The sequence below is a fragment of the Janibacter cremeus genome (genome assembly GCF_029395675.1).
GTDB lineage: Bacteria > Actinomycetota > Actinomycetes > Actinomycetales > Dermatophilaceae > Janibacter > Janibacter cremeus_A.
In genome coordinates, this window is record NZ_CP115184.1 from 2,685,814 (window position 1) to 2,706,418 (window position 20,605).

The following is a 20,605-nucleotide window of genomic DNA, read 5'->3' on the forward strand; positions in this document are numbered from 1 at the left end:
TCTGGCGACCATGCCCACGACCGCCTTCGTCCTCGGTGGAGGGGGCGTTCTCGGGGCCACCCAGGTCGGGATGCTCCAGGCGCTCCTGGCCGCCGACGTCACACCCGACCTCGTCGTCGGGACGAGCATCGGTGCGGTCAACGGCGCCTTCGTCGCGGCGGACCCCACGGCGGAGGGGGTCGCCCGCCTCGAGGAGCTGTGGCGCGACGTCGTCGTCTCCGGCGAGATGGGCGAGAGCCCGGTGCGCCAGGCGGCCCGCTTCGCCAGGTACCGCACCCACGTGATGCGAAGGGGACTGATCCCCGACCTCGTCGAGCGGCACCTCGGCGTGGAGCAGTTCGAGGACCTGGCCGTCCCCTTCCAGTGCGTCGCCGCGGAGATCGAGGGCTCGGCCTCGCGGTGGTTCACCTCCGGGCCGGTCGCCCCGGCGGTCGCCGCCAGCTGCGCGGTCCCGGGGCTCTTCGCCCCCGTGGAGATCGACGGCGCCCACTACTACGACGGCGGCCTCGTGCACTCCATCCCGGTGGGGAGGGCGATCGCGCTCGGCGCCACCGTCGTCCACGTGCTCCAAGTCGGTCGGGTCGAGCAGCCGCTGGCCGTGCCGCGCAACCCGCTGGTCGTCGGGCTCGTCGCCTTCGAGATCGCCCGGCGGCACCGCTTCGTCGAGGAGATCGCCGAGGTCCCCGACGACGTGCGGCTGCACGTGCTGCCCAGCGGTGTCGACCGCACGCCGACGGCCTCGCTCATCGGCCAGGGCTCGGTCGCGAAGGTCGAGGACCGGATGGCCCGCGCCTTCGACGCCACGAGTGCCTACCTGCGGGGGACCACCTCGTGAGGATCAGCTCCCTCCCTTCGCTCCCGGCGCCGCCGTACTGGCTGCGGCTGGTCCTGCAGGGGATCTACCCGCTCGTCGGGATCTTCTTCTCGCTGCTCTTCGTCGCCGTCGCGCCGTTCATGCTCCTGCTGTGGCCGTGGGACCGACGCCTGGCGCTGCTGCGGTGCCTCTTCCTCGCGCTCTACATCATGTGGGAGGACATCGGGCTCGTCGTCGAGTGCTGGTACCTGCGGCTGCGCTCGCCGCGGGGCACCAGCCCGACCTGGGACGAGGACCACCTCACCCTGATCCGCCGGGCGCTGAACAACGTGATCTTCACCGCCGGCAAGGTGGTCGGCTTCACGATCGACGTCGAGGGCGCCATCACGGTCGGCCGCCCGGGCCACCCGCTCGTCGTCATCTCCCGGCACGCCGGCCCGGCGGACTCGCTGGCGATCGCCTGGCTGCTCGCGTCGACCGCCGGCCGGATCCCGCGGATCGTCCTCGCCGACGCGATGCTGTGGGACCCCGGCATCGCGATGGTGCTGCAGCGCCTGGACTCCTACTTCGTCCCCTCGCGCTCCGGCGCCGGCGACGACCGCACCCGCGGGGTCGCGGACCTGGCGTCGACGCTCACGAGCAAGGACGCGATGCTCATCTTCCCCGAGGGACGCAACTGGGCCCCCGACCGCCACGAGGCCCTCGTCGAGCGCCTGCGTGCGCGCGGCGAGCACGAGCGGGCGGACCGGGTCGAGTCGCGCCCGTGGGTGCTCGAGGCCCGCTCGCGCGGTGTCGCGGCCATCCGGGAGAACGCTCCCGAGGCTGACGTCATGGTCGTGGCCCACACGGGCCTGGACATGCTCACCGGGCCGGGACCGGTCATCAGGGCGGTGCCCTTCCGCAACCGGCTGCTCTTCCGCGGGATCACCCACCGCAGCGAGGACGTGCCCACCGAGCCCGGCGAGGTCGCCGAGTGGCTCGATGCCGAGTGGGACGAGCTCAACGCCTGGGTCGGCTCCCACGTCGAGCGGCGCGAGCACCCGTGAGCCGCGCACAGCTGCCACCGACCGTGAGCGCGGAGGCGGCCGCAGCCGCTGCCGCGGCGGACAACCGGCCCCACCGGTGGCCGCTCACCCCGCAGGTCACCCGGTGGCTGCGGACGAAGGGGGCGGCCGAGCAGCTCGCGGGGTTCGAGGCCGACCGCGCCGCCCGGGGCGTGCACGTCACCGAGCGCCCCGACGGCCACCTGCTGATGACGGCGGAGCCCGGTGAGGGCGTCGCCGACGACGCGTGGGTGCTGTGGATCCACGGCGGCGGCTTCTGCTGGGGGTCCGCCCGCGACGGGACGGGGCTGCGGCTGGCCGAGGGGCTGGCCCGGCCGGTCATCTCGGTCGAGTACCCGCTCGCTCCCGAGGCCCGCTTCCCCGTCGCGATCGACGTCTGCGTCGACGCCTACCTCGCCGGGGTGGCGGAGCGCGGCCCACGGGTCCTGCTCGGTGGCGTCTCCGCGGGCGCCAACCTCGCCCTCGGTGTCCTGCAACGTCTCCGGGCCCGGAGTGCGGGGGGTGCGGACGTCCCCCTGCCCCTGGGGCTGGTGGCGCTGACCCCCTTCGGCGACCTCGCGGGCGAGGGCGACTCCTACCGCGTCAACGAGGGCCGCGACGCCTGGATCCGGTGGCGCGGCCAGCAGGAGCGCTTCGCCCGGGCCTACGCCGGGCGGGCCCACCCGCGCGACCCGCTCCTGTCACCCGTGCACGCGGACTGGACCGGTGGGGCGCTGCCCGAGGCCTTCATCTCCTCCGGCACGCGTGACCTCTTCCTCTCCGACGCCGCGCGGATCCACACGAGGTGGCGGGCGGCGGGCGGAGCGGCCGAGCTCGACGTCGCCGAGGGGCTGTGGCACTCCTACCACTCGGACGCGCGGCTGCCGGAGTCGCAGGCGCTGATGGAGCGGTTGCTCGGGTGGTGCGAGGACGTCACCGCCTGACCGGCCCCCGGACAGCCACGACATCGAGCTCCAGGTCGAGGAAGCGTCCCACCATGCCCCTGCCGTTGGTGATCCCGAAGGCAAAGCGGTCCAGACGCGAGGCCCCGGCGTGGATGTGGATGGTCTCGCCCTCGGACTCGATCGAGTGCACGGTGACCTCGACGGGCACGGTGTGCGCGTGGGCGGTGACGGTCCCCTCGACCAGTAGGCGATCGCCGACGCGGCGAACCGCGCTCGAGGAGAAGACGATGTCGGGATGGGTCGCAACCTGGAGGAAGTTCTCCGTCACATCTCGATCCCGACGGGCGTTGTCCGAGGTGAAACTGGCGGCGTCGATCGTGGCGTGCACTCGGCAGCCCGTCTCGGACTCGGCGACGCGGATCTCGCCGCCGGTGACGTTGAGCTCGGCACTCACCGTGCCCAGGCCGAACATGTGCTTGCCTGCGTAGGTCGCCACCGAACGCGTGGCATCGATCTCGTACGTCCCCGCGGTGACCTCGGTCAGGTCCGCGGTGCCTGTGTGGTCCATGAGTGCTCCTCGATGGGGCACGGCGGGCTGGACGGGGCACTGGGGGGACCACTCGGCGGACCGCGCGAGGCTCGATCTGATCGAGCCGACATCAGTTCAATGCTACGCCGGGCACGGGCTCTGGTCACCCCCTGTGCATGCGTCTATCCCCCGAGGGCCCGCAACCGCTCCAGCCACCGACGCGCGTCCCGGAAGGCCTCGTCCGTGGTGATCGGGTCGACGGTGATCTCGGCGCCGGCGGCCGCCGGGTAGGAGCCGAGGAAGCGCAGGTCCGCGCACACCCGGTGCAGGCTCATCAGGGCCGCGCCGACCCGCTCGTCCTGCACGTGCCCCTCGAAGTCGATCGAGAAGCAGTAGGAGCCCATGGAGTCCTTCGTGGGGCGTGACTCCAGGCGGGTCATGTTGATGCCGCGCACGGCGAACTGCTCGAGCAGCTCCAGCAGGCCACCCGCGCGGTCGGTGCGCTGGTAGAGCACGACGGTCGTCTTGTCCTTGCCGGTGGGACCGGGCTGCCACTCCGGGCGGGAGACGATGACGAAGCGGGTGACCGCGGTCGTCATGTCGCCGATGTCGTGGGCGAGGACCTCGAGCCCGAACCGCTCGGCGGCGACCGTGGCGCACACGGCGGCCTGGTAGCCGACCTCGCCGGGGTGCTCGGCGAGGTCCTTGGCCGCGGAGGCGGTCGAGAGCGTGGGGACGTAGACCGCGTGCGGGACCGTGTGGTCGGCCCAGCCGCGCACCTGCGCCCACGCGTGGCTGTGGGTCCCGATGGCCGTGACGTCCTGCAGCCGTGTCCCCGGCCGGGCGCACGCGACGAAGGTGATCGGCACGAGCACCTCGCCGACGACGACGAGCGGGTCTCCGGAGGCGAGGGCGTCGAGCGTCGCGGAGACGCCGCCCTCGACGGAGTTCTCGATGGGCACGACGGCGGCGTCGACGTCGCCGGCGCGCAGCTGCTCCAGCGCGGTGTCGACGGAGCCGCACGGCACCTGCTCGGCGTCCTCGGTGGGCCCCCACATCATCAGCGCCTGCTGGGTGAAGGTGCCCTCGGGGCCGAGGTAGGCGTAGCGGGTCATGGCGTCTCCAGTGGGAAGGGGGAGGTCAGGCGTCGACGGAGCCGGTGCGGGCCGCGGCGAGCGCCTGGCGCTCCTCGGGGGTGAGGGTCGCGTCGGCGTCGCCACCGACCACGCCCTTGGCGTAGGTGCGGGACTCCCCGCGCCCGTGGATGCTGCTGACGACCAGGCCGTCGCCGGTGTCGTCGATGATCGCGGCGGAGAAGGACAGCCGCCCGCCCATGTCGCCGAAGGCGTCGTAGCGCACGACCGCCACGTGCCGCAGCGCCTGGGCGATGTCGTGGCGAAGGGAGGCCAGGTCGCCCTCCCCGACGGGGGAGCGGTGCTCGAGCTCGACCACCCGATCGCTCAGCGCGCGCAGGCGCAGCAGTGCCAGGGTCGCGACGACCAGGGCGACGACGAGCCCGCACAGCAGGGCGATCTCGACCACGGTCATGCGGTCACCCTAGCGACGCGGGGGGAGGGATTCGCAGGAGCCCAAGCAGTTGCGCAAGGGGCTCAGCGCAGGGTCACCTGGCGGGAGAGCAGGCCGTTGCGCGCCCTGCGCTCGTCGGGGGTGAGGTCCTCGGTGGCGGCGAGCGCCGTCGCGTACCGGCCGGCGAAGTCGGTGACGGCGTCCTCGTGGTCGGCCGCCTCCGTGTCGGCCGGGACCTCCCAGACCGGCACGAGCAGGCCGCCGGCGCGGAAGGCGCCGAGGAGGCGACGGTCCTCGCCGAGGTGGGACTCCCCCTTCGCGTGGAGGCGGGCCAGGGCCGTGGTGGCCGCGTCCTCGTCGTCCGGGAGGACGTGCCGGATGTAGGTGCGCTCCCCGATCCGGCACCAGTAGGTGGCCGGGGCCGAGGTGATCGGTGTCGTCGGGACGACGCTCTCGTTGGCGCGCTCGAGCGACTCGGCGGCCTCGCCGGTGACCTCCTGGCCGTCCAGCCAGAAGTCGAACCCCTCGTGCACCGTGACGTCGAAGTCGGCCTCGGTGTCGAGGAGGTCCTGCAGCCGCGGCGTCTCGGCGGTGGCACGGGGGAGCCGGGTGATCGGCGCGCCCGGCTCGCTCTCGAGGGCGGTGAGGAGCGCCTGCGCCAGGTCGCGGCTCGGGTCCCCGCTGGTGGAGCCGGACTGGCTGGCGACGAGGATGCTGCCGTCGTCACGCCGCAGCGCGGGCCAGGCCATCGGCAGCACCGTGGCGAGGGTGACCGTCTCCGGTGCGCCCTCGGGGACCGCCTCGGCCCTGAGGGTGAGGGTGGCCGTGGCCGCCGGGAGGATCTCGTAGGCGGCGACCCAGTCGGCCTCGCCGGGCAGCCCCGCGAAGGGGCGTGCGATGTGGGGCGCAGGGGCGACCTTGGTCTTGCCCTGCGCCTCCTTCTTGCGTCGCGAAGCCTTTCCCATGCCGGTCAGCGTAGGCCGTCGGTGCGTGGCGAGTTGGGCCGGACCGCCCTCACGGGGACAATGAGGTGATCGGGGAGGAAACGTGATCGGTGAGGAAGGGAGCCCGACGGTGGGCCAGGCAGGCACGACAGCGTCGTCCGCGAGCGGTCTCGACAGCTTCGGAGGGGAGATCGGGCGCGGCCAGGCCCGCACGATCCGGGCCCGCTGGGAGCTGCAGACCGTGACCCGGATCCGTCAGGCCGTGGCACTCGACCTGGCGGCGCGCGGGGTGGACGAGGAGATCGTCGGCGAGGCCGAGCTCGTCACCACGGAGCTCGTGACCAACTCACTGCGTCATGCCACCCCGCTCGCGGACCGCACCGTGCGCATCCACTGGAAGGCGCGGGGCAACAGCGTCGAGATCGAGGTCAGCGACGGCGGGTCGGACACCCAGCCGGTGCCCGCGGCACGTGCGGTGTGGGCCACCTCCGGTCGTGGCCTGCGGATCGTGCGCAGCATCGCCCACGAGTGGGGTGTGCAGCGCGACGAGAAGCAGACGACCGTCTGGGCCGCCCTCGGCGGCCCCTCCCGCCGCCGCGTGGGGCACTGAGGCGGACGGAAAATCAGTGGCCCCGTGAGGGCCCGGGTGCCACTGTCGGTGGATGAACATCACGACCACCGACCTGACGTCCATCGGCTGGGACGACGCCTGTGCTGCCGCCTTCGAGGAGGTGGCGGGGGACTTCGTCCTGGTGCCGGGACGGGTCGGCCGCGTCGACCGCGGCCGGGTCACCGTCCACACCGCGGACGGCCCGCTGACCGCGCTGGTGCGTCTGCCCGCCGGGAGCCTGCTCGAGGAGCAGCCGACGACCGGTGACTGGGTGGGCCTGGAGCGGCGTGACGACGGGGACGTGGTGCGCACCGTCCTTCCCCGCCGTAGTGCGATCGTGCGGCGCGTCGCGGGGGAGCGCTGCGACGCGCAGGTGCTGGCCGCCAACCTCGACCACGTCCTCGTCGCCGTGCCCTTCGAGACCCGACTGAGGCTGTCGGCCATCGAGCGCTACCTCGTCATCGCCTGGGAGTCGGGGGCGCAGCCCCTCGTCGTGTTGACGAAGGCCGACCTCGCCTACGACCCGGACGCCGCCCGCGCCGAGGTCGAGGCCGCCGCCCCCGGGGTCACCGTGCTCGTCGCCTCGGCCGAGACCGGCGAGGGCATCGACCGCGTCGCCGAAGTGCTCGCGCGCGGGACCACCGCCCTCGTCGGGCAGTCCGGCGCCGGCAAGTCGACGCTCGTCAACGTCCTCGCCGGCCGAGAGGTCCAGGCGGTCACCGACACCCGCCAGGACGGCAAGGGACGACACACCACGACGGCCCGGGAGCTCGTCCCGCTCGCCGGTGGCGGGGTCCTCGTCGACACACCCGGGCTGCGGTCGATCGGCCTGCACGAGGACGGCGAAGGGGTGGCCCGCGCCTTCCCGGACGTCGAGGAGCTGATCTCGGCCTGCCGGTTCAACGACTGCTCGCACGAGTGCGAGCCCGGGTGCGCCGTGCGGGCGGCCCTCGCCGACGGTCGCCTGGAGGAGCGCCGGTGGGCCAGCTGGCAGAAGCTGCAGCGGGAGGCGGAGTGGATCGCCATGCGGTCCGACCCGGCCGCACGGGCCAGGGCCCGCAAGCGGTGGGCGGCCACGGGGCGCGCCGGGAAGGCGCGCGCGGCCCTCAAGCGGGGGCAGGACCCCTTCGCCTGACGAGCCGGATCACCGCGGTGCGGGACGTCCGCGCGGGCGGGCGCCGCCCGGACCTCGGTACCATGCGAGTGCCATGCCCCTTGCCCTCCCCGCCGCCGACTCGTCCGTGATCGACTGGGGGGAGGTCGGCCACCGCCTCGGCACCGACCCGACGCAGGCCCTGGCCGTCGCGCTCTCCGCGGTGGGGATCTACCTCGCCTTCCTCGTCCTCGTGCGGATCTTCGGGGTGCGGGTGCTCACGGGGATGGGCACCTTCGACGTCGTCGTGGTCATCACCGTCGGTGCCGTGGCGGGTCGGGTCATCCTCGGGCACCCGCCGACGCTGGCCGCCGGGGTCATCGGCCTGGCGTGCCTCTTCGCGATGGAGGCGGGCTTCGGTGAGCTCCGCCGCACGGTCCGGGGGGCCCGGTGGGTCAACTCGGGACCGGTGCTGCTCATGGCCGGGGCGGAGGCGCTCGAGCGCAACATGCGCTTCGCCCACGTCACCGACCGCGAGCTCAACGCCGCACTGCGGCAGGCGGGGGTGCGCCATCCACGCGAGGTCGCCTGCGTCGTCTTCGAGTCCACTGGGCGGATCAGCGTGCTGCGCCGCGGCATCCCCCTGGACCCCGCGCTCGTGGCATGGGTCAGGGACGCCGACCGCATCCCGCGGGAGTTCTTCGACGACGTGTAGCGAGGGCTCAGAGCACGTCGTGCCCGGGGCGACCGCCCCTGGCCATGGCCTCGGCGACCTCGAGGGCGGGACGCACCCGCGGTGCCTTGGGGATGACGCCGAGGCGACCGGCCTGGAAGTCCTCGACGGCCGTGATCAGCTCCTCGCGGGTGTTCATGACGAAGGGGCCGTAGGCGGCGACGGGCTCGCGGATCGGCCGACCACCGAGGAGCACCACCTCGAGGGAGGGGCTGCGGGAGTCCTGCCGGTCGTCGGCCGCGATCTCGAGGGCGCCGCCGGCGCCGAAGACGGCCAGCTGGCCCTCGCGGATCGGACGCCGCTCGGGGCCGACGAGGCCGCGACCGGAGAGCACGTAGGCCAGGCCGTTGAAGTCCTCGCGCCACGGCACGTGCATGCGCGCCCCCGGCGCGATCGTCGTGTGGATCATCGAGATCGGGGTCGTCGTGATGCCCGGGCCCTCGTGGCCGTCGAGCTCGCCGGCGATGACCCGGATCAGCGCGCCGCCGTCGTGGCTGGAGAGCAGGCCGACCTCGCCGGAGCGGATGTCCTGGTACTTCGGGTCGGTCATCTTCTGGTGGCTGGGGAGGTTGACCCACAGCTGGAGACCGTGGAAGACGCCGCCGCTGACGACGAGCTCCTCCGGCGGGGCCTCGATGTGCAGCAGGCCGGAGCCGGCCGTCATCCACTGCGTGTCGCCGTTGGTGATCAGCCCGCCACCGCCGTGGGTGTCCTCGTGGGCGAAGGTCCCGTCGATGATGTAGGTGACCGTCTCGAAGCCGCGGTGCGGGTGCCAGCTGGTGCCGCGGGCCTCGCCGGGCGCGTACTCCACCTCACCCATCTGGTCCATGTGGATGAAGGGGTCCAGGCGCGCCGAGTCGACGCCGGCGAAGGCGCGACGGACGGGGAAGCCCTCGCCCTCGTGGCCTTGGGGTGCGGTCGTCACGGACAGCACGGGGCGCGAGACCGTCTCGGGCAGCGGCTGGTTCACCCGGGGCAGGGTGAGGATGTTCTCGACGGTCACGGCGGGCATGGTGCGCTCCTTCGGTGGGTGGGTCACCATGTCCAACAGTAGTTGAAAATCAAACATTCCGCGAGGGTCGGCGGGGGTCGGGGCGTGGTCGGTGCTCGAGCGTCTAGTCTCGCGACCGTGCCCCCACGTTCACCGCTCGCCGCGCGCCACGGACTCAGCGCGGCGTGGGTGCGCACGCCGGATCGGGATGCCCTGCGACCGCCCCGGTGGCCGACGATGTCGGCCTGGCTGCGGGAGAAGATCCCCGACGAGGTCGACGTGGACGGGATGCTTGCCGACGCGCGATTCGTGTACGACGACGGTCGTGCCGTCCTGCCCGGCGACGAGTACCGACCGCACACCTTCGTGTGGTTCCACCGGGACCTGCGCGAGGAGGTCGAGGTGCCCGGTGAGCTGAGCGTCCTCCATCGCGACGAGCGACTCGTCGTCGTGGACAAGCCGCCCTTCCTCTCGACGATCCCGCGCGGTCGGCACGTCCGGCAGAGCGTCGTGGTCCGACTGCGCGACGAGCTGGGCCTGCCGGAGCTCTCCCCGCTGCACCGGCTGGACCGGGTGACCTCGGGCGTGCTCATGCTGGCGACAGAGCGCCGGTGGCGGGGGCCGTACCAGACGATGTTCGAGCAGCAGCGGGTCCGGAAGACCTATCTGGCGCTGGCGCCGTGGCGCGATGGTCTGGCGCTGCCCGTCACCGTCCGCAACCACATCCGCAAGACGCGCGGGGAATGGCAGGCCCGGGTGGTGCCGGACGCGCCGGTCAACGCCGTGACCGATGTCGCGGTCGAGGCGCGTGTCGGTGACCTGGCCGTCTACCGGTTGACGCCGCACACCGGGCGCACCCACCAGCTACGGCTCCACCTCCACGGTCTCGGCATCCCGATCGTGGACGATCCGCTCTACCCGGAGGTGCTGGACGTCTCGCTCGACGACTTCTCCCGGCCGCTCCAGCTGCTCGCCAGCACGGTGGAGTTCGTGGACCCGGTCGACGCCGGCGAGCGGCGGTTCGTCAGCGCACGGGAGCTGCCGCTCGAGTGAGGTGGCCGGGCGACTTGTGCCTTACCTCATCCCATGGGACGTCCCGCCACATGAGGTAGGGCACAAGCGGCGCGAAGGGAGGTGGCCACCTCCGCGCGACGGTCACCCCTGCGGGCTCGACCCGACGGATGTCGGCATCCGTGACCCGGCGCTGCGGCGGGCCGCCTCGGGTGACTCAGCGGCGTAGGCGTCGATCTCGTCCTGGCCGGCGTCCTCGACCGGGTGGTCGTGGGTCGTCTCGCGCAACGGCGCGTGCGGGATGAAGAAGGTCGCGATGAAGACGACCGCGAGGACCGGCAGCCCGAGCATGAAGGCGCTCCCGAGCTGCTCCGCCAGGCCCCAGCGCACGGCCTCCGCGACCCCCGGCGGGACGTTCGCCAGGGCGTCCGGGTCGAGCACCGAGCCCGCGTCCATCTGGCTGGCGGCCCCCCTCGGCGTCCCGGCAGGCAGGTGATCGGCGATGCTGCGGCCCAGCCCCGTGGCCATGACGGTGCCGTAGATCGCGATGCCCACGGTCGAGCCGACGTTGCGGAAGAACTGGGTCGAGGCGGTCGCGGTGCCCATGTCGGCGCGGGTGACGACGTTCTGCACGACGAGGGTGTACTGCTGCATGGCCATCCCGAGGCCGACCCCGATGACGACCATCGCCACGGTCAGCTGCGTCGCGGTGGCCGTGTGGTCCAGCCGGGTGAGCAGGAGGACGCCGCCGGCCATGATCGCGATGCCGGTGAGCATGAACGGGCGGTAGTGGCCGGTCCTGGTGATGGCCAGCCCGGTGAGGATGCCGCAGATGATGAATCCGAGCATGAGCGGCATGAGGATCAGGCCGGAGTCGGTCGCGTTCACCCCGACCACGCCCTGCGCGTAGACCGGGATGTAGATGATCGAGCCGAACATGACGATGGCGATGCCGAAGGAGGCGATCAGGCTCAGGGCGATCGTGCGGTCGGCGAGGAGACGCAGCGGCAGCAGGGGCTCGACGGCGCGCAGCTCGATGGCCACGAAGGCGATGGTCGAGACGAGGCTCAGGCCGAACAGGCCCAGCGAGGTGCTCGACCCCCAGGCCCAGGAGGTGCCGCCGGAGCTGACGGCGATCAGCAGCGCGACCAGTGCCGTGGACAGCGTGGCGATGCCCGGGTAGTCGATGACCGCCCTGCGCGGCTCGTGCGGCAGGTGGAGGAACCTGACGATGAAGGTCAGCGCGAGGAGCCCGATGGGCAGGGTGACGAAGAACAGCCAGCGCCAGCCGAGGTGGTCGGTGATCAGCCCGCCGGCGAGCGGCCCGGCGACCGAGGTGACGCCGAAGACTGCGCCCATCAGGCCCTGGTACTTGCCGCGCTGCCGCGGCGGGATGATGTCGCCGATGATGGTCTGCGACAGCGGCATCAGCGTCCCCATGCCCAGCCCCTGGATCCCGCGGGCGACCACGAGCATCCAGAAGCTCTGTGCGAAGCCGGCGAAGACCGTCCCGGCCATGAAGACGATGATCCCGCCGATGTAGAACTCCCGGCGGCCGAAGAGGTCGGAGAGCTTGCCGACGATCGGGACGGTCACCGCGGAGACGAGCATCGCGGCGGTCGCGACCCAGCTGTAGTGGCTCATGCCGCCGAGCTCGGCGACGATCCGGGGGAGGGCCGGGCCGACGATCGTCTGGCTGATCGACGCGACGAGCATGCCCAGCATCAGGCCGATGAAGACCCGCTGGTGCTCGCGGCTCATCCGGTACGGGGTGGGGGCGGTGCTCACGCGGAGGTCCTTCCGGTGGTGTGGGGCGAAGGGAGGTGGCCGGCGGACCGGGCGTCGACGGCCAGGTCCTCGCTCAGGCGGGTGAGCAGGCGATCGAGGTCGACGAGGTCGCCGTGCGGCCAGTCGGTGAGGAGCGCGCCGAGCAGGTCGGTGCGAGCGGTGCGCTCGTCGGTCAGGGCGGCCCGGCCCGCCGGGGTCAGCCGCACCGTGGAGGCGCGACCGTCGCTGGGGTCGGCGAGCCGCTCGACGTGGCCCTGCGTGACCAGCTGACCCAGTCGGCGGCTGACGGTGGAGGCGTCCTGGCCCTGGACCTCGGCGAGGTGGGAGGTGCGCATCCCCCACTCCTGGTGGCAGTGCTCGAGGGTGGCGAGCAGGGCGTAGTCGGTGCGCGACATCGCCTGCGGATCGAGCGTCTGGCGCCGGGCGATCAGCCGGGCGAACTGCCCGAAGACCTGTCCGAGGGTCTCCTGGAGGTGGAGCCCGACGGCCGAAGTAGTTGTGTGCACCTACCAACTATATATCTGCATGACGCAGACATACAACTGCATGTTCCCCTACGGGCGTGGGGCGGTGGCGACCAGCAGGGTGGGCACGGCCAGGGCGGGGTCGCGCACCGTCGTCACGCGGGTGCCCGGCTTGCGGCCCTCCCGCGCCTCGGAGAGCTCAACGCCGGCGGCCGCCAGTCGCGCCCTCGTCGCCTCGAGGTCGGCCACCCGCCAGGCCACGCCGCCGAAGGTGTCCGGTCCCTCCGGCGGGTCGCTCGGCACGATGACCTCGACCACCGCGTCACCGCAGCGGAAGAACAGCCCGCGGAAGCCGTGCCCGGTGTCCCGGTCCAACCGCAGCTCGAGCCCCAGCCGGGCCCCGAAGTCCGCCACCGCCCGCTCCGCGTCGCCGGTGACCACGACGACGTGGTCGACGACGACGTGGTCACCGGGGGCGGAGTCCCCGACGGCCTCCTCCGCGCGCGGTGCGGGTCCGCCCCCTTCGTCCCGCGGGGTGGGGGCCAGTCGCCACACGGTCCCGCCGAGGTCGAATCCGGCCGCGTCCCCGGCCAGCCCCCTTCGCCGGAGCAGGCGCTCGGTCGCGTCCACGTCGTCGACACCGAGCGTGACCGCCGCGAGCCCGGGCTCCCCGGCGACCACCTCGACGAGGACGCCGGCCGGCCCGAGGCGGCGCCAGGCCTCCTCGGTGGCGGCGACGTCGGGTGCGGTGACGGTCAGGCCGATGATCTCCATCCGGCCATCATGACCCGACCGGCTGACGGCGGGTCGATGTACCAGCGAGCCTCTGGACACGCGCTGATACATCGACCCGGCGGAGGACGCCCGCGTCAGAGCAGCTTGCGCACGACCTTCAGCGGGAGCACCTGCATCGCGGCGCCGACGGCCACCCACGGCTTGGCGGGGACGTAGGCCCTGGGCTTGCGGGCCTCGATCGCCTCGACCATCGCGCGCACGCCCACGTCGGTGTCGACCATGAACTTCGTCTTCTGCTCGACCTTCTCGTTCATCTCCGAGCGGATGTAGCCCGGGTAGAGCACCGAGACATCGATGTCGAGCTCGGGCTTGCCGAGCATCTCGGAGCGGATGCCCTCGCCCAGCGAGGCGACGAAGGCCTTGGTCGCGCCGTAGGTCGTCATCGACTTGGGCATGCCACGCAGCGCCGTGATCGAGGCGATGAGCACGAGGTGTCCGGCCTGCTGCTCGCGGAAGATCGCCATCGCCGCCTCGGTCTGCGCGGCGGCGCCGAGCACGTTGGTGGTGATCGTCTCGCGGTTGGCGTAGTGGCTGCCCTTCCCGTACGGGGCGCCCTTGCCCAGGCCGGCGTTGACGACCACGCGGTCGAGGCGGCCGAAGTCCCCCTTCGCCCGCTCGAAGACCGCGGAGACGTCCTCGTCGCGGGTGACGTCGAGGGCGTAGGTCTCGACCCGGCGCTGCGGGTGGGCGGCGGTGATCTCGGCCTTGAGCGCATCGAGGCGGTCGGTCCGGCGGGCGGTGAGCGCGAGGTCGTGACCGAGCGCGGCGAACTGGCGGGCCATCTCGGCGCCGAGGCCGGAGCTGGCGCCGGTGATCAGGGTCGTGAAGGTCATGGCCCGACGGTATCGCGCGGGTGCCGGGGGTTCGTTGCCGCTCAGTGGCCGGCCAGCCCTATTATTCACGACCGGAGCCGTGTAAATTGGGGCGGACCATCCTTCGAGAGGACCACTTCGCCAGGAGTGCAGCAGCCAGGAGGCCCACCATGACAACCACCGAGCAGCCACGGCGGGATGCCGCCGCCACGGACCACCGCGGGCTGGGGGTGCTGGCCCACCAGGACTGCCTGCGCCGGATCGCGTCGACACCGATCGGCCGGATCGCCTTCCACGACGCCGGGGAGACGGTCATCCTCCCGGTCAACCACGTCGTCGACGGCGGCAGCATCGCCTTCCGCGCCAGGTGGGACTCGTCGCTGGCGTCCGCGGTCAACCAGACATCCGTCGCGTTCGAGGTCGACGAGTTCGACGCACTCGAGGGCACCGGGTGGAGCGTGCTGGTCAAGGGCGTCGCGAGCACCGTCTACGACGAGGAGGCCAGCGAGCGCTTCGAGAAGCTGCTCGGCGACCAGTGGGACGAGCAGCCGGAGGGGACGTTCTGGACCTCCATCCGCCCCGACGAGATCAGCGGGCGCGAGATGCGGGTCAGCCGTCGGGAGTGCGGCTGCTGTTGAACCCCTTCACCCGGCGGGCTGAGGAGACCCGGCACTGGCGCCACGACGCCGCGTGCTTCGGCGAGGACCTGGACCTGTTCTTCCCGGTCGGCGTCGCGGGCCCGGCGGTGTGGCAGGTCGGTCAGGCCAAGGCGATCTGCGAGGACTGCCCCGTGCGGGCGCAGTGCCTCGAGTACGCCCTGCGGTCCGGGCAGGACCACGGGATCTGGGGCGGTCTGACCCCGCAGGAGCGCCGCGAGCTGCGCCGCGCCGACGACGCCCGCGGGGCCTAGGGCAGCGGCCCGGTCGGCGCGGAGGTGCGCACCGACAGGGCGTGGTGGACGCAGCGCACGTGCATCCGCCGGGCGGGCCCGATGACGTCCCCGTCGAGCTGGACGTGCAGCGGTGTCGCGCTGGTGACCGTCAGCTCGCGCGAGGGCCGGGTCCGCAGCCCGGAGACGTCGCGCTGCCAGCCCCACCCCTTCGCGGCCACACCGACCCACTGGACCGGCCAGCGCACGATCACCTCGAGCACGTCCAGGAGCCCGTCGTCGACGAGGCCGCCCGGCACCAGCACGCCGGCGCGCACGCGCGTGCAGTTCGCGGCCAGGACGCTCCAGGCGAGGACGTCCCGCTCCGGCTCGTCGTCGTGGCGCACCGTCACCGGTACCGGTCGGCGCATGGCCGACACCGCGGCGGGGGCCAGGTAGGCCGGCCAGCCGATGCGGTCCTTCAGCCGGGGCCGGGTCGCCGCGACGGTCGCCGCGTCGTGACCCATCCCCGCCAGGACGACGAAGGGATGGTCCTCCGCCTCGTCGTCGATGCGGGCGAGACCGAGGTCGACGGGTCGGGGAGTGCCGGTCACCGCGACGTGCGCGGCCGCCTCGATCCCGCTCGGCAGGTCGAGGTTGTGCGCGAGGAGGTTGGCCGTCCCGGTCGGCACGACACCCAGCTGCGTGCCCGTCCCCGCCAGGGCGTGCGCCACCGCGCGCACGGTGCCGTCACCCCCGGCGACGACGACCAGCTCGGCCCCGGCCGCGAGCGCGCTCTCGGCCTGGGCGCGGCCGGTCTCCGCGCGGGTGGTCAGGTGCACCGCCGGGGTGGGCCAGCCGGCCGACTCCGCCTGCGTGGTGACCGCCTCGAGCGCCCGCTCCCATCCCCCCTTCGCCGGGTTGATGATGAGGGCGGAGCGCACTCAGCCGGCCGTACGCGAGTCGTCGAAGACGATGATCGAGCCGCCGTAGTTGGCGACCCAGACCCGCTCCTTGGTCGGCTCGTAGGTGACGCCGATCGGGTGCGGGTCCGTCTTCACGGTCTGCACGACCTCGAAGTCCTCGGTGAGGACCTTGCTCATCGTGGCGTCCGAGTAGTTGACGACGTACAGGGCGCCGCCGTCCGGGCTCATCGCCATCGAGCGCGGCTGGTTGCCGACCTCGACGACGCGGGTGACCTCACCCGTGGCGGTGTCGACCTCGCTGACGGTGCCGTCGTTGTTGTTCGTGACGTAGAGGTGCGTGCCGTCCGGGGAGAGCACGAGGTGGCGTGGCCCGTCGCCGGTGACGGTGAAGTCGCCGTCGACCGCGCCCGAGGCCAGGTCGACCGCGACGGTGCGGTCGTCGCCCATGAGCGCGACGTAGGCCGTGGAGCTGTCCGGGGAGACCTCGATGCCGCGCGGGTTGTCGCCGCCGAGCGGGATGGTCGAGGTGACATCGCCCTGCTCGACGTCGATGACGCTGAGGTCCATCGAGCACCAGTTGGACACGAGGACCCGGGAGCCGTCGGGGGTGGCGGCGACGTACTTCGGCACCGCACCGACCTCGATGACGTCGACGATCTCCAGGGACGAGGTGTCGATCTTGTAGAGGTAGCTGTTGGAGATGCCCTCGGGGCCCTCGCACGCGTCCTTGCCCTCGGGCAGGAAGCCCTCGCCGTACATCGAGTAGTTGCTCACCCACGCGGTCTCGCCGTCGGGGGAGAAGGCCATCTCGACCGGGGAGCCCTGGCTCGTCCCCGGGTGGCCCTCGATCCCGAAGCCGGCGAGATCGACCGAGTCACCGATCGTCTTCTGCAGCGAGCCGTCGGCGGTGAAGACACTGACGGTGTGCGTGTACATCATGTTCTGGGCGAAGACCTGGCCCTTCTTCGACGCGACGACCGACTTCGGCGTCATCTCACCGGTGAGGCGCTGGACGCGCACGAGGTCGGACTCGGCCGGGTCGGCCTTCTTGCCCTGCGCGGCGTCCGGGGAGTCCTCCGGAGCAGGTGACTCGACCTCGGCCGGGGCGGTGGCCTCGGGCTCGGCCGTCGCACTCGCCCTCGTCGGCGAGGCCTCGGCGGAGCCGTCGTCGCTGAGCAGCTTGCCGATGACCAGCACGAGGATGAGGACGGCGACGAGGAGGACGGCGATGACGGCGCGCCGCCGCCGGACGTAGACCGGGTCGTTCTTGATCTTCACGGAGGGCACCTCGTTGTGGACAGCGTCACCGCAGAATCTAGGCCATGCGTGGCCGTCGTCATGGAGGCGCACCGTGCCCGCCCGGACGGGGACGGGTGTGCGGCCGGGCCGATCCCCCGCGGAGTCGGCGGCGGACTCAGCCGCGCGGGACGTCCCGGCGGGTGAAGCCGAGGACCCCGAGAGCGAGGAGGAGCAGTCCACCGACGCCCGCGACGAGCGACCCCACGACGTCGACGTCCCCCGCCGGCACGTTGCCGACGAGGCCGAAGGGCGACCACTCGATGAGCGACTGCGGCAGGTCGAGCCCCGGGCCCATGTAGGACAGGACGGCGGCCACCGCGAAGGCCGCCCAGACCGCCGGCTGCACCCGCGGCAGCCAGCCGAAGAGCACCACCGAGAGTCCGGCGAAGAGCAGGACCACCGGGAGGTGCGTGGCACCCGCGCCCACGAGGGTGCCGACCCACGAGGAGTCCTCGAGGGAGGCCGCGGTCGTGACGGCGAGCGTCACGGCGCCGACACCGCCGACGACGAGCGTGCCGACGGCGACCACGAGCAGGTGCGGCACCAGCCAGACGACGCGACCGCGGGCCTCGCTCAGCTGCAGCTCGAGGCGCCCGGACGTCTCCTCCTTGCGCAGCGAGCCGAGGGACTGAAGAACGTAGCCGACGACGAGCATCGCGAGCATGAGGACGAACATCGCGGCCATCGCCTCCACGAGTGCCTCGCCGCCGCCGGCGATGAACTGGGCCAGCTCCGGGTTGTTCGCGAAGGCGTCCATGACCGTCTGGGTCAGCCCGCCGTAGGTGCCCATGAGGATCGCGACGAGCAGTGCCCACCCGAGCGTGGCGCCTCGGTGCTCCCGCACGGCGAGCCCGACCGGGGTGCGCAGCCACGGTGTCGCCCGGTGGGGGCCGGTCCGGGCGGCGAGGAGCGACCCGCCGACGTCGCGCCCGGCGGACAGGCGCAGGGCGAGGGCCAGCAGGACGAGGGTCGTCGCGGCGGCGAGGACGAAGGGGGTTCCCTGCGGCCGGCCGAAGGGCGCCACCTCGTCGTACCAGCCGTGCGGCGAGAGCCACACCAGCCACGTCCCGTCGACCGCGCCGATACCGCGGAGGATGTAGGAGGCCAGCGCGATCGCGAGGCCGGCGCCCCACACCGAGCGCTGGTGGCCGAAGACCTGCGCGAGGACCGCCGTCATCGCGACGAAGACGGCCCCGAAGGCCAGGACGGCCAGACCGTAGAGGAGGGACCCGAGGGTGTCTGCACCCGCGGCGACGAAGGTCACCGCGGTCAGGGCGCTGAGGGCCACCAGGGCCGCGAGGCCGAGGAGGACCGCGGCGACGAGTGGGGCCTGCCGACCCATCCGCGAGGCCAGCAGGAGCTCGAGGCGGCCCGCCTCCTCCTCCCGTCGCGTCCCGCGACCGGTGAGGGAGATCGCCAGCACCGGGAGGGCGAAGGCGACGACGAAGCCGAGCTCGTTCACCAGGACCCCGCCGATGGTGTCCAGGCCGGCGACGTCGCCGTTGAGCATCCGCAGCGCGGGGGTGTCGGTCGAGGCGGCGTAGGTCTGCAGCTCGGCCGGGGTCTCGTAGAGGCTGGTGATCGAGACCGCCGTGAGCGCGACGATGGCGTAGAGGCCGAGCACCCAGGCGGCCAGGGCCTTCCACCCGGTGCGCCACTGGACGCCCAGGTTGGTGCCGACCCCCGAGACGTGGGTCCAGGTCGAGGCGCTCATCGGACCGGCTCCCCTTCGGTGGTCGGGCCGCCGGCGTGGTCACCCAGACGCGGTGGGGTGCCCTGCGTGGCGGGCTCGTCCGCGGACGTGTCGCGGTACAGCTCGAGGAAGACGTCGTCGAGGCTCGGCGGGGTGATCGTCAGGGTGTGCACCCCGGCGGCGTGGACCCGGCCGACGACGTCGGCGATCTGCGTCGCGTCGACGTGGCAGCGGATCTCCGGACGCCCCTCGGAGGTGCTCGTCACCAGACCGGTGACGGCGGGGACCGGGCCGAGGTCGAGCGGCCGGTCGGTCACGGCGTGGACCTGGCTGCTCGTGCTGCGACGCAGCTCGGCGAGCGTCCCGGTCGTCACGGTCCGTCCCGACCGGATGATGGTCACCCGGTCGGCGAGGGCCTCGACCTCCCCGAGGATGTGGCTCGACAGGAGCACGGTCGTGCCGTCGGCGACGCGCTCGCGCACGGTCTCCTGGAAGACCTGCTCCATGAGCGGGTCGAGGCCGGAGGTCGGCTCGTCGAGGAGGAGCAGGTCGACGTCGGCGGCGAGCGCGGCGATGAGCGAGACCTTCTGCTTGTTGCCGCTGGAGTAGTCGCGGGTGCGCTTGCGGGTGTCGAGGTCGAAGCGCTCGACCAGCTCGCCCCGACGACGCTCGTCGATGCCGCCGTGGGCGCGGCCGAGGATGTCGATGCACTGCCCGCCGGTCAGGCCCGGCCACAGGATGACGTCGGCGGGCACGTAGGCGAGGCGCCGGTGCAGCTCGACCGCGTCGTGCCACGGGTCGCCGCCGAGGACGGTGACGGTGCCGCTGTCGGCGCGGGTGAGGCCGAGCAGCACGCGGATGGTCGTGGACTTGCCGGACCCGTTGGGGCCGAGGAAGCCGTGCACCTCCCCGCGGGTGACGTCGAGGTCGAGCCCGTCGAGGGCGTGGGTGCTGCCGTACGCCTTGTGCAGGTCCGCAGCGTGGACGATCTGGTCGAGCGGGGTGGTGCTCATGGTCGCTCCTTCGACGAAGGGGGTTGGGCCCCGATCGTGGTGTCTGTCCCTGTATCCGGTGTGGGCAAGATTGCGGCATAGACGCGCATCGCCTCGTCGGCCCACCGCGCGAGACCGTCGCCGTGGAGTGGGTCGTAGCCGAGGACCTGCTGCCAGTGGTCGGCGAGGAGGAGGGTGCCGAGGTCGGCGGACATCGCCAGTGCCGCGCGGGTCTGCGGGTCGGGTCCCGCGAGGAGCACGCCGGCGTCGTCCCAGGCGCGGAAGATCTCGACCGTGCGTCGGTGCCACGCGGCGAGCAGTTCGGTGGCGAGCGGGTCGCCGGTCATCATCAGTCGGCGCAGGTAGCGGATGACGGGAGAACCCTCGGGGAGGGCCTCCTGGAGCACCTCGGCGATCGAGGACCACTCGCCGGTCAGTCCGCTGTCGCTCGAGAGGTCGAAGAGCTCGTCCATCCGGTCGCGGACGTGCTCCACGACCGCCTCGCGCAGCCCGGCCTTGGACCCGAAGTGGTGCACGACGAGCGCCGCGGACACGTCGGCGCGCTCGGCGATCTGCCGCATCGTCACCGCGTCCTCGCCGTGCTCGGCGAAGAGCTCGAGCGCTGCATCCCGCACCCGCGCCCGGGCCGTCCGGTCGTCCACTGAACTCATGTTCAGCAGACTAAACGTTGGTTCAGTCCGCGGTCAAGGGGATACGAACTTCTGCAGGCCGCAGTACGTATCGTCTGCAGTAGTTCGAGGTACTGCA

General features: G+C 72.6%; 23 protein-coding genes. 9 read left to right on the forward strand and 14 right to left on the reverse strand.

The genetic code is table 11. The annotated features are described in order from the left end of the window. Positions 1-10 precede the first annotated feature (10 nt). The 3 genes from O9K63_RS12815 to O9K63_RS12825 are packed head-to-tail and all read left to right on the forward strand — an operon-like array spanning position 11 to position 2,801. Positions 11-835, forward strand: a complete 825-nt coding sequence (locus tag O9K63_RS12815; RefSeq protein WP_277238397.1) for a patatin-like phospholipase family protein — start codon at positions 11-13, stop codon at positions 833-835. Then, entirely contained in the window at positions 832-1,860 is a 1,029-nt protein-coding gene (locus O9K63_RS12820) for a 1-acyl-sn-glycerol-3-phosphate acyltransferase (RefSeq protein WP_277238398.1), read from the forward strand. The genes O9K63_RS12815 and O9K63_RS12820 overlap by 4 nt, the downstream gene beginning before the upstream one ends. Beyond that, positions 1,857-2,801 carry an alpha/beta hydrolase gene (locus O9K63_RS12825; RefSeq protein ID WP_277238399.1) on the forward strand — a complete coding sequence of 315 codons (945 nt, stop codon included), beginning with the start codon at positions 1,857-1,859 and terminating at the stop codon, positions 2,799-2,801. Before O9K63_RS12820 ends, O9K63_RS12825 begins: the two co-directional genes overlap by 4 nt. On the opposite strand, the gene O9K63_RS12830 is transcribed toward O9K63_RS12825, so the two are convergent. The 4 genes from O9K63_RS12830 to O9K63_RS12845 all read right to left on the reverse strand — a co-directional run bounded on the left by O9K63_RS12830 (position 2,791) and on the right by O9K63_RS12845 (position 5,783). Continuing rightward, positions 2,791-3,330 carry a YceI family protein gene (locus O9K63_RS12830; RefSeq protein WP_277238401.1) on the reverse strand — a complete coding sequence of 180 codons (540 nt, stop codon included), beginning with the start codon at positions 3,328-3,330 and terminating at the stop codon, positions 2,791-2,793. The genes O9K63_RS12825 and O9K63_RS12830 overlap by 11 nt on opposite strands. A gap of 143 nt (positions 3,331-3,473) precedes the next feature. Continuing rightward, positions 3,474-4,406 carry a prephenate dehydratase gene (pheA, locus tag O9K63_RS12835; RefSeq protein ID WP_277238402.1) on the reverse strand — a complete coding sequence of 311 codons (933 nt, stop codon included), beginning with the start codon at positions 4,404-4,406 and terminating at the stop codon, positions 3,474-3,476. 25 nt (positions 4,407-4,431) lie between these two features. Continuing rightward, on the reverse strand, positions 4,432-4,839 hold the full coding sequence (locus O9K63_RS12840; protein WP_277238404.1) for a DUF4446 family protein: 408 nt from the start codon (positions 4,837-4,839) through the stop codon (positions 4,432-4,434). A 62-nt stretch (positions 4,840-4,901) separates the two neighbouring features. After that, positions 4,902-5,783, reverse strand: a complete 882-nt coding sequence (locus O9K63_RS12845; protein WP_277238406.1) for a DUF5926 family protein — start codon at positions 5,781-5,783, stop codon at positions 4,902-4,904. A gap of 82 nt (positions 5,784-5,865) precedes the next feature. On the opposite strand from O9K63_RS12845, the gene O9K63_RS12850 reads away from it, so the two are divergent. From O9K63_RS12850 to O9K63_RS12860, 3 genes are all read left to right on the forward strand, one after another. Beyond that, positions 5,866-6,372, forward strand: a complete 507-nt coding sequence (locus O9K63_RS12850; RefSeq protein ID WP_277238408.1) for an ATP-binding protein — start codon at positions 5,866-5,868, stop codon at positions 6,370-6,372. 52 nt (positions 6,373-6,424) lie between these two features. After that, positions 6,425-7,507, forward strand: a complete 1,083-nt coding sequence (gene rsgA, locus O9K63_RS12855; protein WP_277238409.1) for a ribosome small subunit-dependent GTPase A — start codon at positions 6,425-6,427, stop codon at positions 7,505-7,507. A gap of 73 nt (positions 7,508-7,580) precedes the next feature. Continuing rightward, entirely contained in the window at positions 7,581-8,180 is a 600-nt protein-coding gene (locus tag O9K63_RS12860) for a DUF421 domain-containing protein (RefSeq protein ID WP_277238410.1), read from the forward strand. Positions 8,181-8,187: 7 nt separating this feature from the next. On the opposite strand, the gene O9K63_RS12865 is transcribed toward O9K63_RS12860, so the two are convergent. Continuing rightward, positions 8,188-9,210 carry a pirin family protein gene (locus O9K63_RS12865; RefSeq protein ID WP_277238412.1) on the reverse strand — a complete coding sequence of 341 codons (1,023 nt, stop codon included), beginning with the start codon at positions 9,208-9,210 and terminating at the stop codon, positions 8,188-8,190. A gap of 117 nt (positions 9,211-9,327) precedes the next feature. Here O9K63_RS12865 and O9K63_RS12870 point away from each other — a divergent pair, with 117 nt between their 5' ends. Continuing rightward, the gene (locus O9K63_RS12870; RefSeq protein WP_277238415.1) at positions 9,328-10,242 is read left to right on the forward strand and encodes a pseudouridine synthase; all 915 of its coding nucleotides are present in this window, start codon (positions 9,328-9,330) and stop codon (positions 10,240-10,242) included. Between the two features lie 102 nt (positions 10,243-10,344). Here the strand turns inward: O9K63_RS12870 and O9K63_RS12875 are convergent, their stop codons facing one another. The 4 genes from O9K63_RS12875 to O9K63_RS12890 all read right to left on the reverse strand — a co-directional run bounded on the left by O9K63_RS12875 (position 10,345) and on the right by O9K63_RS12890 (position 14,080). Further along, entirely contained in the window at positions 10,345-11,988 is a 1,644-nt protein-coding gene (locus O9K63_RS12875) for an MDR family MFS transporter (protein WP_346771028.1), read from the reverse strand. After that, positions 11,985-12,494, reverse strand: a complete 510-nt coding sequence (locus tag O9K63_RS12880; RefSeq protein ID WP_277238417.1) for a MarR family winged helix-turn-helix transcriptional regulator — start codon at positions 12,492-12,494, stop codon at positions 11,985-11,987. The genes O9K63_RS12875 and O9K63_RS12880 overlap by 4 nt, the downstream gene beginning before the upstream one ends. Before the next feature lie 48 nt (positions 12,495-12,542). Further along, entirely contained in the window at positions 12,543-13,226 is a 684-nt protein-coding gene (locus tag O9K63_RS12885) for a VOC family protein (RefSeq protein WP_277238419.1), read from the reverse strand. Positions 13,227-13,321: 95 nt separating this feature from the next. Then, complete coding sequence (locus O9K63_RS12890; RefSeq protein WP_277238421.1) at positions 13,322-14,080, reverse strand: SDR family oxidoreductase; 759 nt, start codon at positions 14,078-14,080, stop codon at positions 13,322-13,324. A 149-nt stretch (positions 14,081-14,229) separates the two neighbouring features. Between O9K63_RS12890 and O9K63_RS12895 the strand changes: the two genes are divergently transcribed. After that, positions 14,230-14,697 (forward strand): pyridoxamine 5'-phosphate oxidase family protein, encoded by a 468-nt coding sequence (locus O9K63_RS12895; RefSeq protein WP_277238424.1) that lies wholly within the window; start codon positions 14,230-14,232, stop codon positions 14,695-14,697. Next, on the forward strand, positions 14,694-14,969 hold the full coding sequence (locus tag O9K63_RS12900) for a WhiB family transcriptional regulator (protein ID WP_277238426.1): 276 nt from the start codon (positions 14,694-14,696) through the stop codon (positions 14,967-14,969). The genes O9K63_RS12895 and O9K63_RS12900 overlap by 4 nt, the downstream gene beginning before the upstream one ends. Here O9K63_RS12900 and O9K63_RS12905 read toward each other — a convergent pair. The 5 genes from O9K63_RS12905 to O9K63_RS12925 form a co-directional block, all read right to left on the reverse strand. Beyond that, entirely contained in the window at positions 14,966-15,871 is a 906-nt protein-coding gene (locus O9K63_RS12905) for a diacylglycerol/lipid kinase family protein (protein WP_277238427.1), read from the reverse strand. The genes O9K63_RS12900 and O9K63_RS12905 overlap by 4 nt on opposite strands. After that, a complete protein-coding gene (locus O9K63_RS12910; protein WP_277238429.1) occupies positions 15,872-17,131 on the reverse strand; it encodes a beta-propeller fold lactonase family protein in 1,260 nt (419 codons plus the stop codon). 136 nt (positions 17,132-17,267) lie between these two features. Further along, positions 17,268-18,866 (reverse strand): ABC transporter permease, encoded by a 1,599-nt coding sequence (locus O9K63_RS12915; protein ID WP_277238431.1) that lies wholly within the window; start codon positions 18,864-18,866, stop codon positions 17,268-17,270. Continuing rightward, positions 18,863-19,858, reverse strand: coding sequence for an ABC transporter ATP-binding protein (locus O9K63_RS12920; protein ID WP_277238433.1), 996 nt, complete (start codon positions 19,856-19,858; stop codon positions 18,863-18,865). The genes O9K63_RS12915 and O9K63_RS12920 overlap by 4 nt, the downstream gene beginning before the upstream one ends. Continuing rightward, the gene (locus O9K63_RS12925) at positions 19,855-20,508 is read right to left on the reverse strand and encodes a TetR/AcrR family transcriptional regulator (RefSeq protein WP_277238434.1); all 654 of its coding nucleotides are present in this window, start codon (positions 20,506-20,508) and stop codon (positions 19,855-19,857) included. Before O9K63_RS12925 ends, O9K63_RS12920 begins: the two co-directional genes overlap by 4 nt. Positions 20,509-20,605: the final 97 nt, after the last annotated feature.

What these genes read in the sequence shown, in the direction of transcription:
- O9K63_RS12890 (WP_277238421.1), bottom strand. Translation starts at nt 14,080, where the DNA reads ATGACCTTCACGACCCTGATCACCGGCGCCAGCTCCGGCCTCGGCGCC.
- O9K63_RS12865 (WP_277238412.1), bottom strand. Translation starts at nt 9,210, where the DNA reads ATGCCCGCCGTGACCGTCGAGAACATCCTCACCCTGCCCCGGGTGAAC.
- O9K63_RS12860 (WP_277238410.1), top strand. Translation starts at nt 7,581, where the DNA reads ATGCCCCTTGCCCTCCCCGCCGCCGACTCGTCCGTGATCGACTGGGGG.
- O9K63_RS12830 (WP_277238401.1), bottom strand. Translation starts at nt 3,330, where the DNA reads ATGGACCACACAGGCACCGCGGACCTGACCGAGGTCACCGCGGGGACG.
- O9K63_RS12845 (WP_277238406.1), bottom strand. Translation starts at nt 5,783, where the DNA reads ATGGGAAAGGCTTCGCGACGCAAGAAGGAGGCGCAGGGCAAGACCAAG.
- O9K63_RS12840 (WP_277238404.1), bottom strand. Translation starts at nt 4,839, where the DNA reads ATGACCGTGGTCGAGATCGCCCTGCTGTGCGGGCTCGTCGTCGCCCTG.
- O9K63_RS12915 (WP_277238431.1), bottom strand. Translation starts at nt 18,866, where the DNA reads ATGAGCGCCTCGACCTGGACCCACGTCTCGGGGGTCGGCACCAACCTG.
- O9K63_RS12920 (WP_277238433.1), bottom strand. Translation starts at nt 19,858, where the DNA reads ATGAGCACCACCCCGCTCGACCAGATCGTCCACGCTGCGGACCTGCAC.
- rsgA (WP_277238409.1), top strand. Translation starts at nt 6,425, where the DNA reads ATGAACATCACGACCACCGACCTGACGTCCATCGGCTGGGACGACGCC.
- O9K63_RS12925 (WP_277238434.1), bottom strand. Translation starts at nt 20,508, where the DNA reads ATGAGTTCAGTGGACGACCGGACGGCCCGGGCGCGGGTGCGGGATGCA.
- pheA (WP_277238402.1), bottom strand. Translation starts at nt 4,406, where the DNA reads ATGACCCGCTACGCCTACCTCGGCCCCGAGGGCACCTTCACCCAGCAG.
- O9K63_RS12895 (WP_277238424.1), top strand. Translation starts at nt 14,230, where the DNA reads ATGACAACCACCGAGCAGCCACGGCGGGATGCCGCCGCCACGGACCAC.
- O9K63_RS12815 (WP_277238397.1), top strand. Translation starts at nt 11, where the DNA reads ATGCCCACGACCGCCTTCGTCCTCGGTGGAGGGGGCGTTCTCGGGGCC.
- O9K63_RS12885 (WP_277238419.1), bottom strand. Translation starts at nt 13,226, where the DNA reads ATGGAGATCATCGGCCTGACCGTCACCGCACCCGACGTCGCCGCCACC.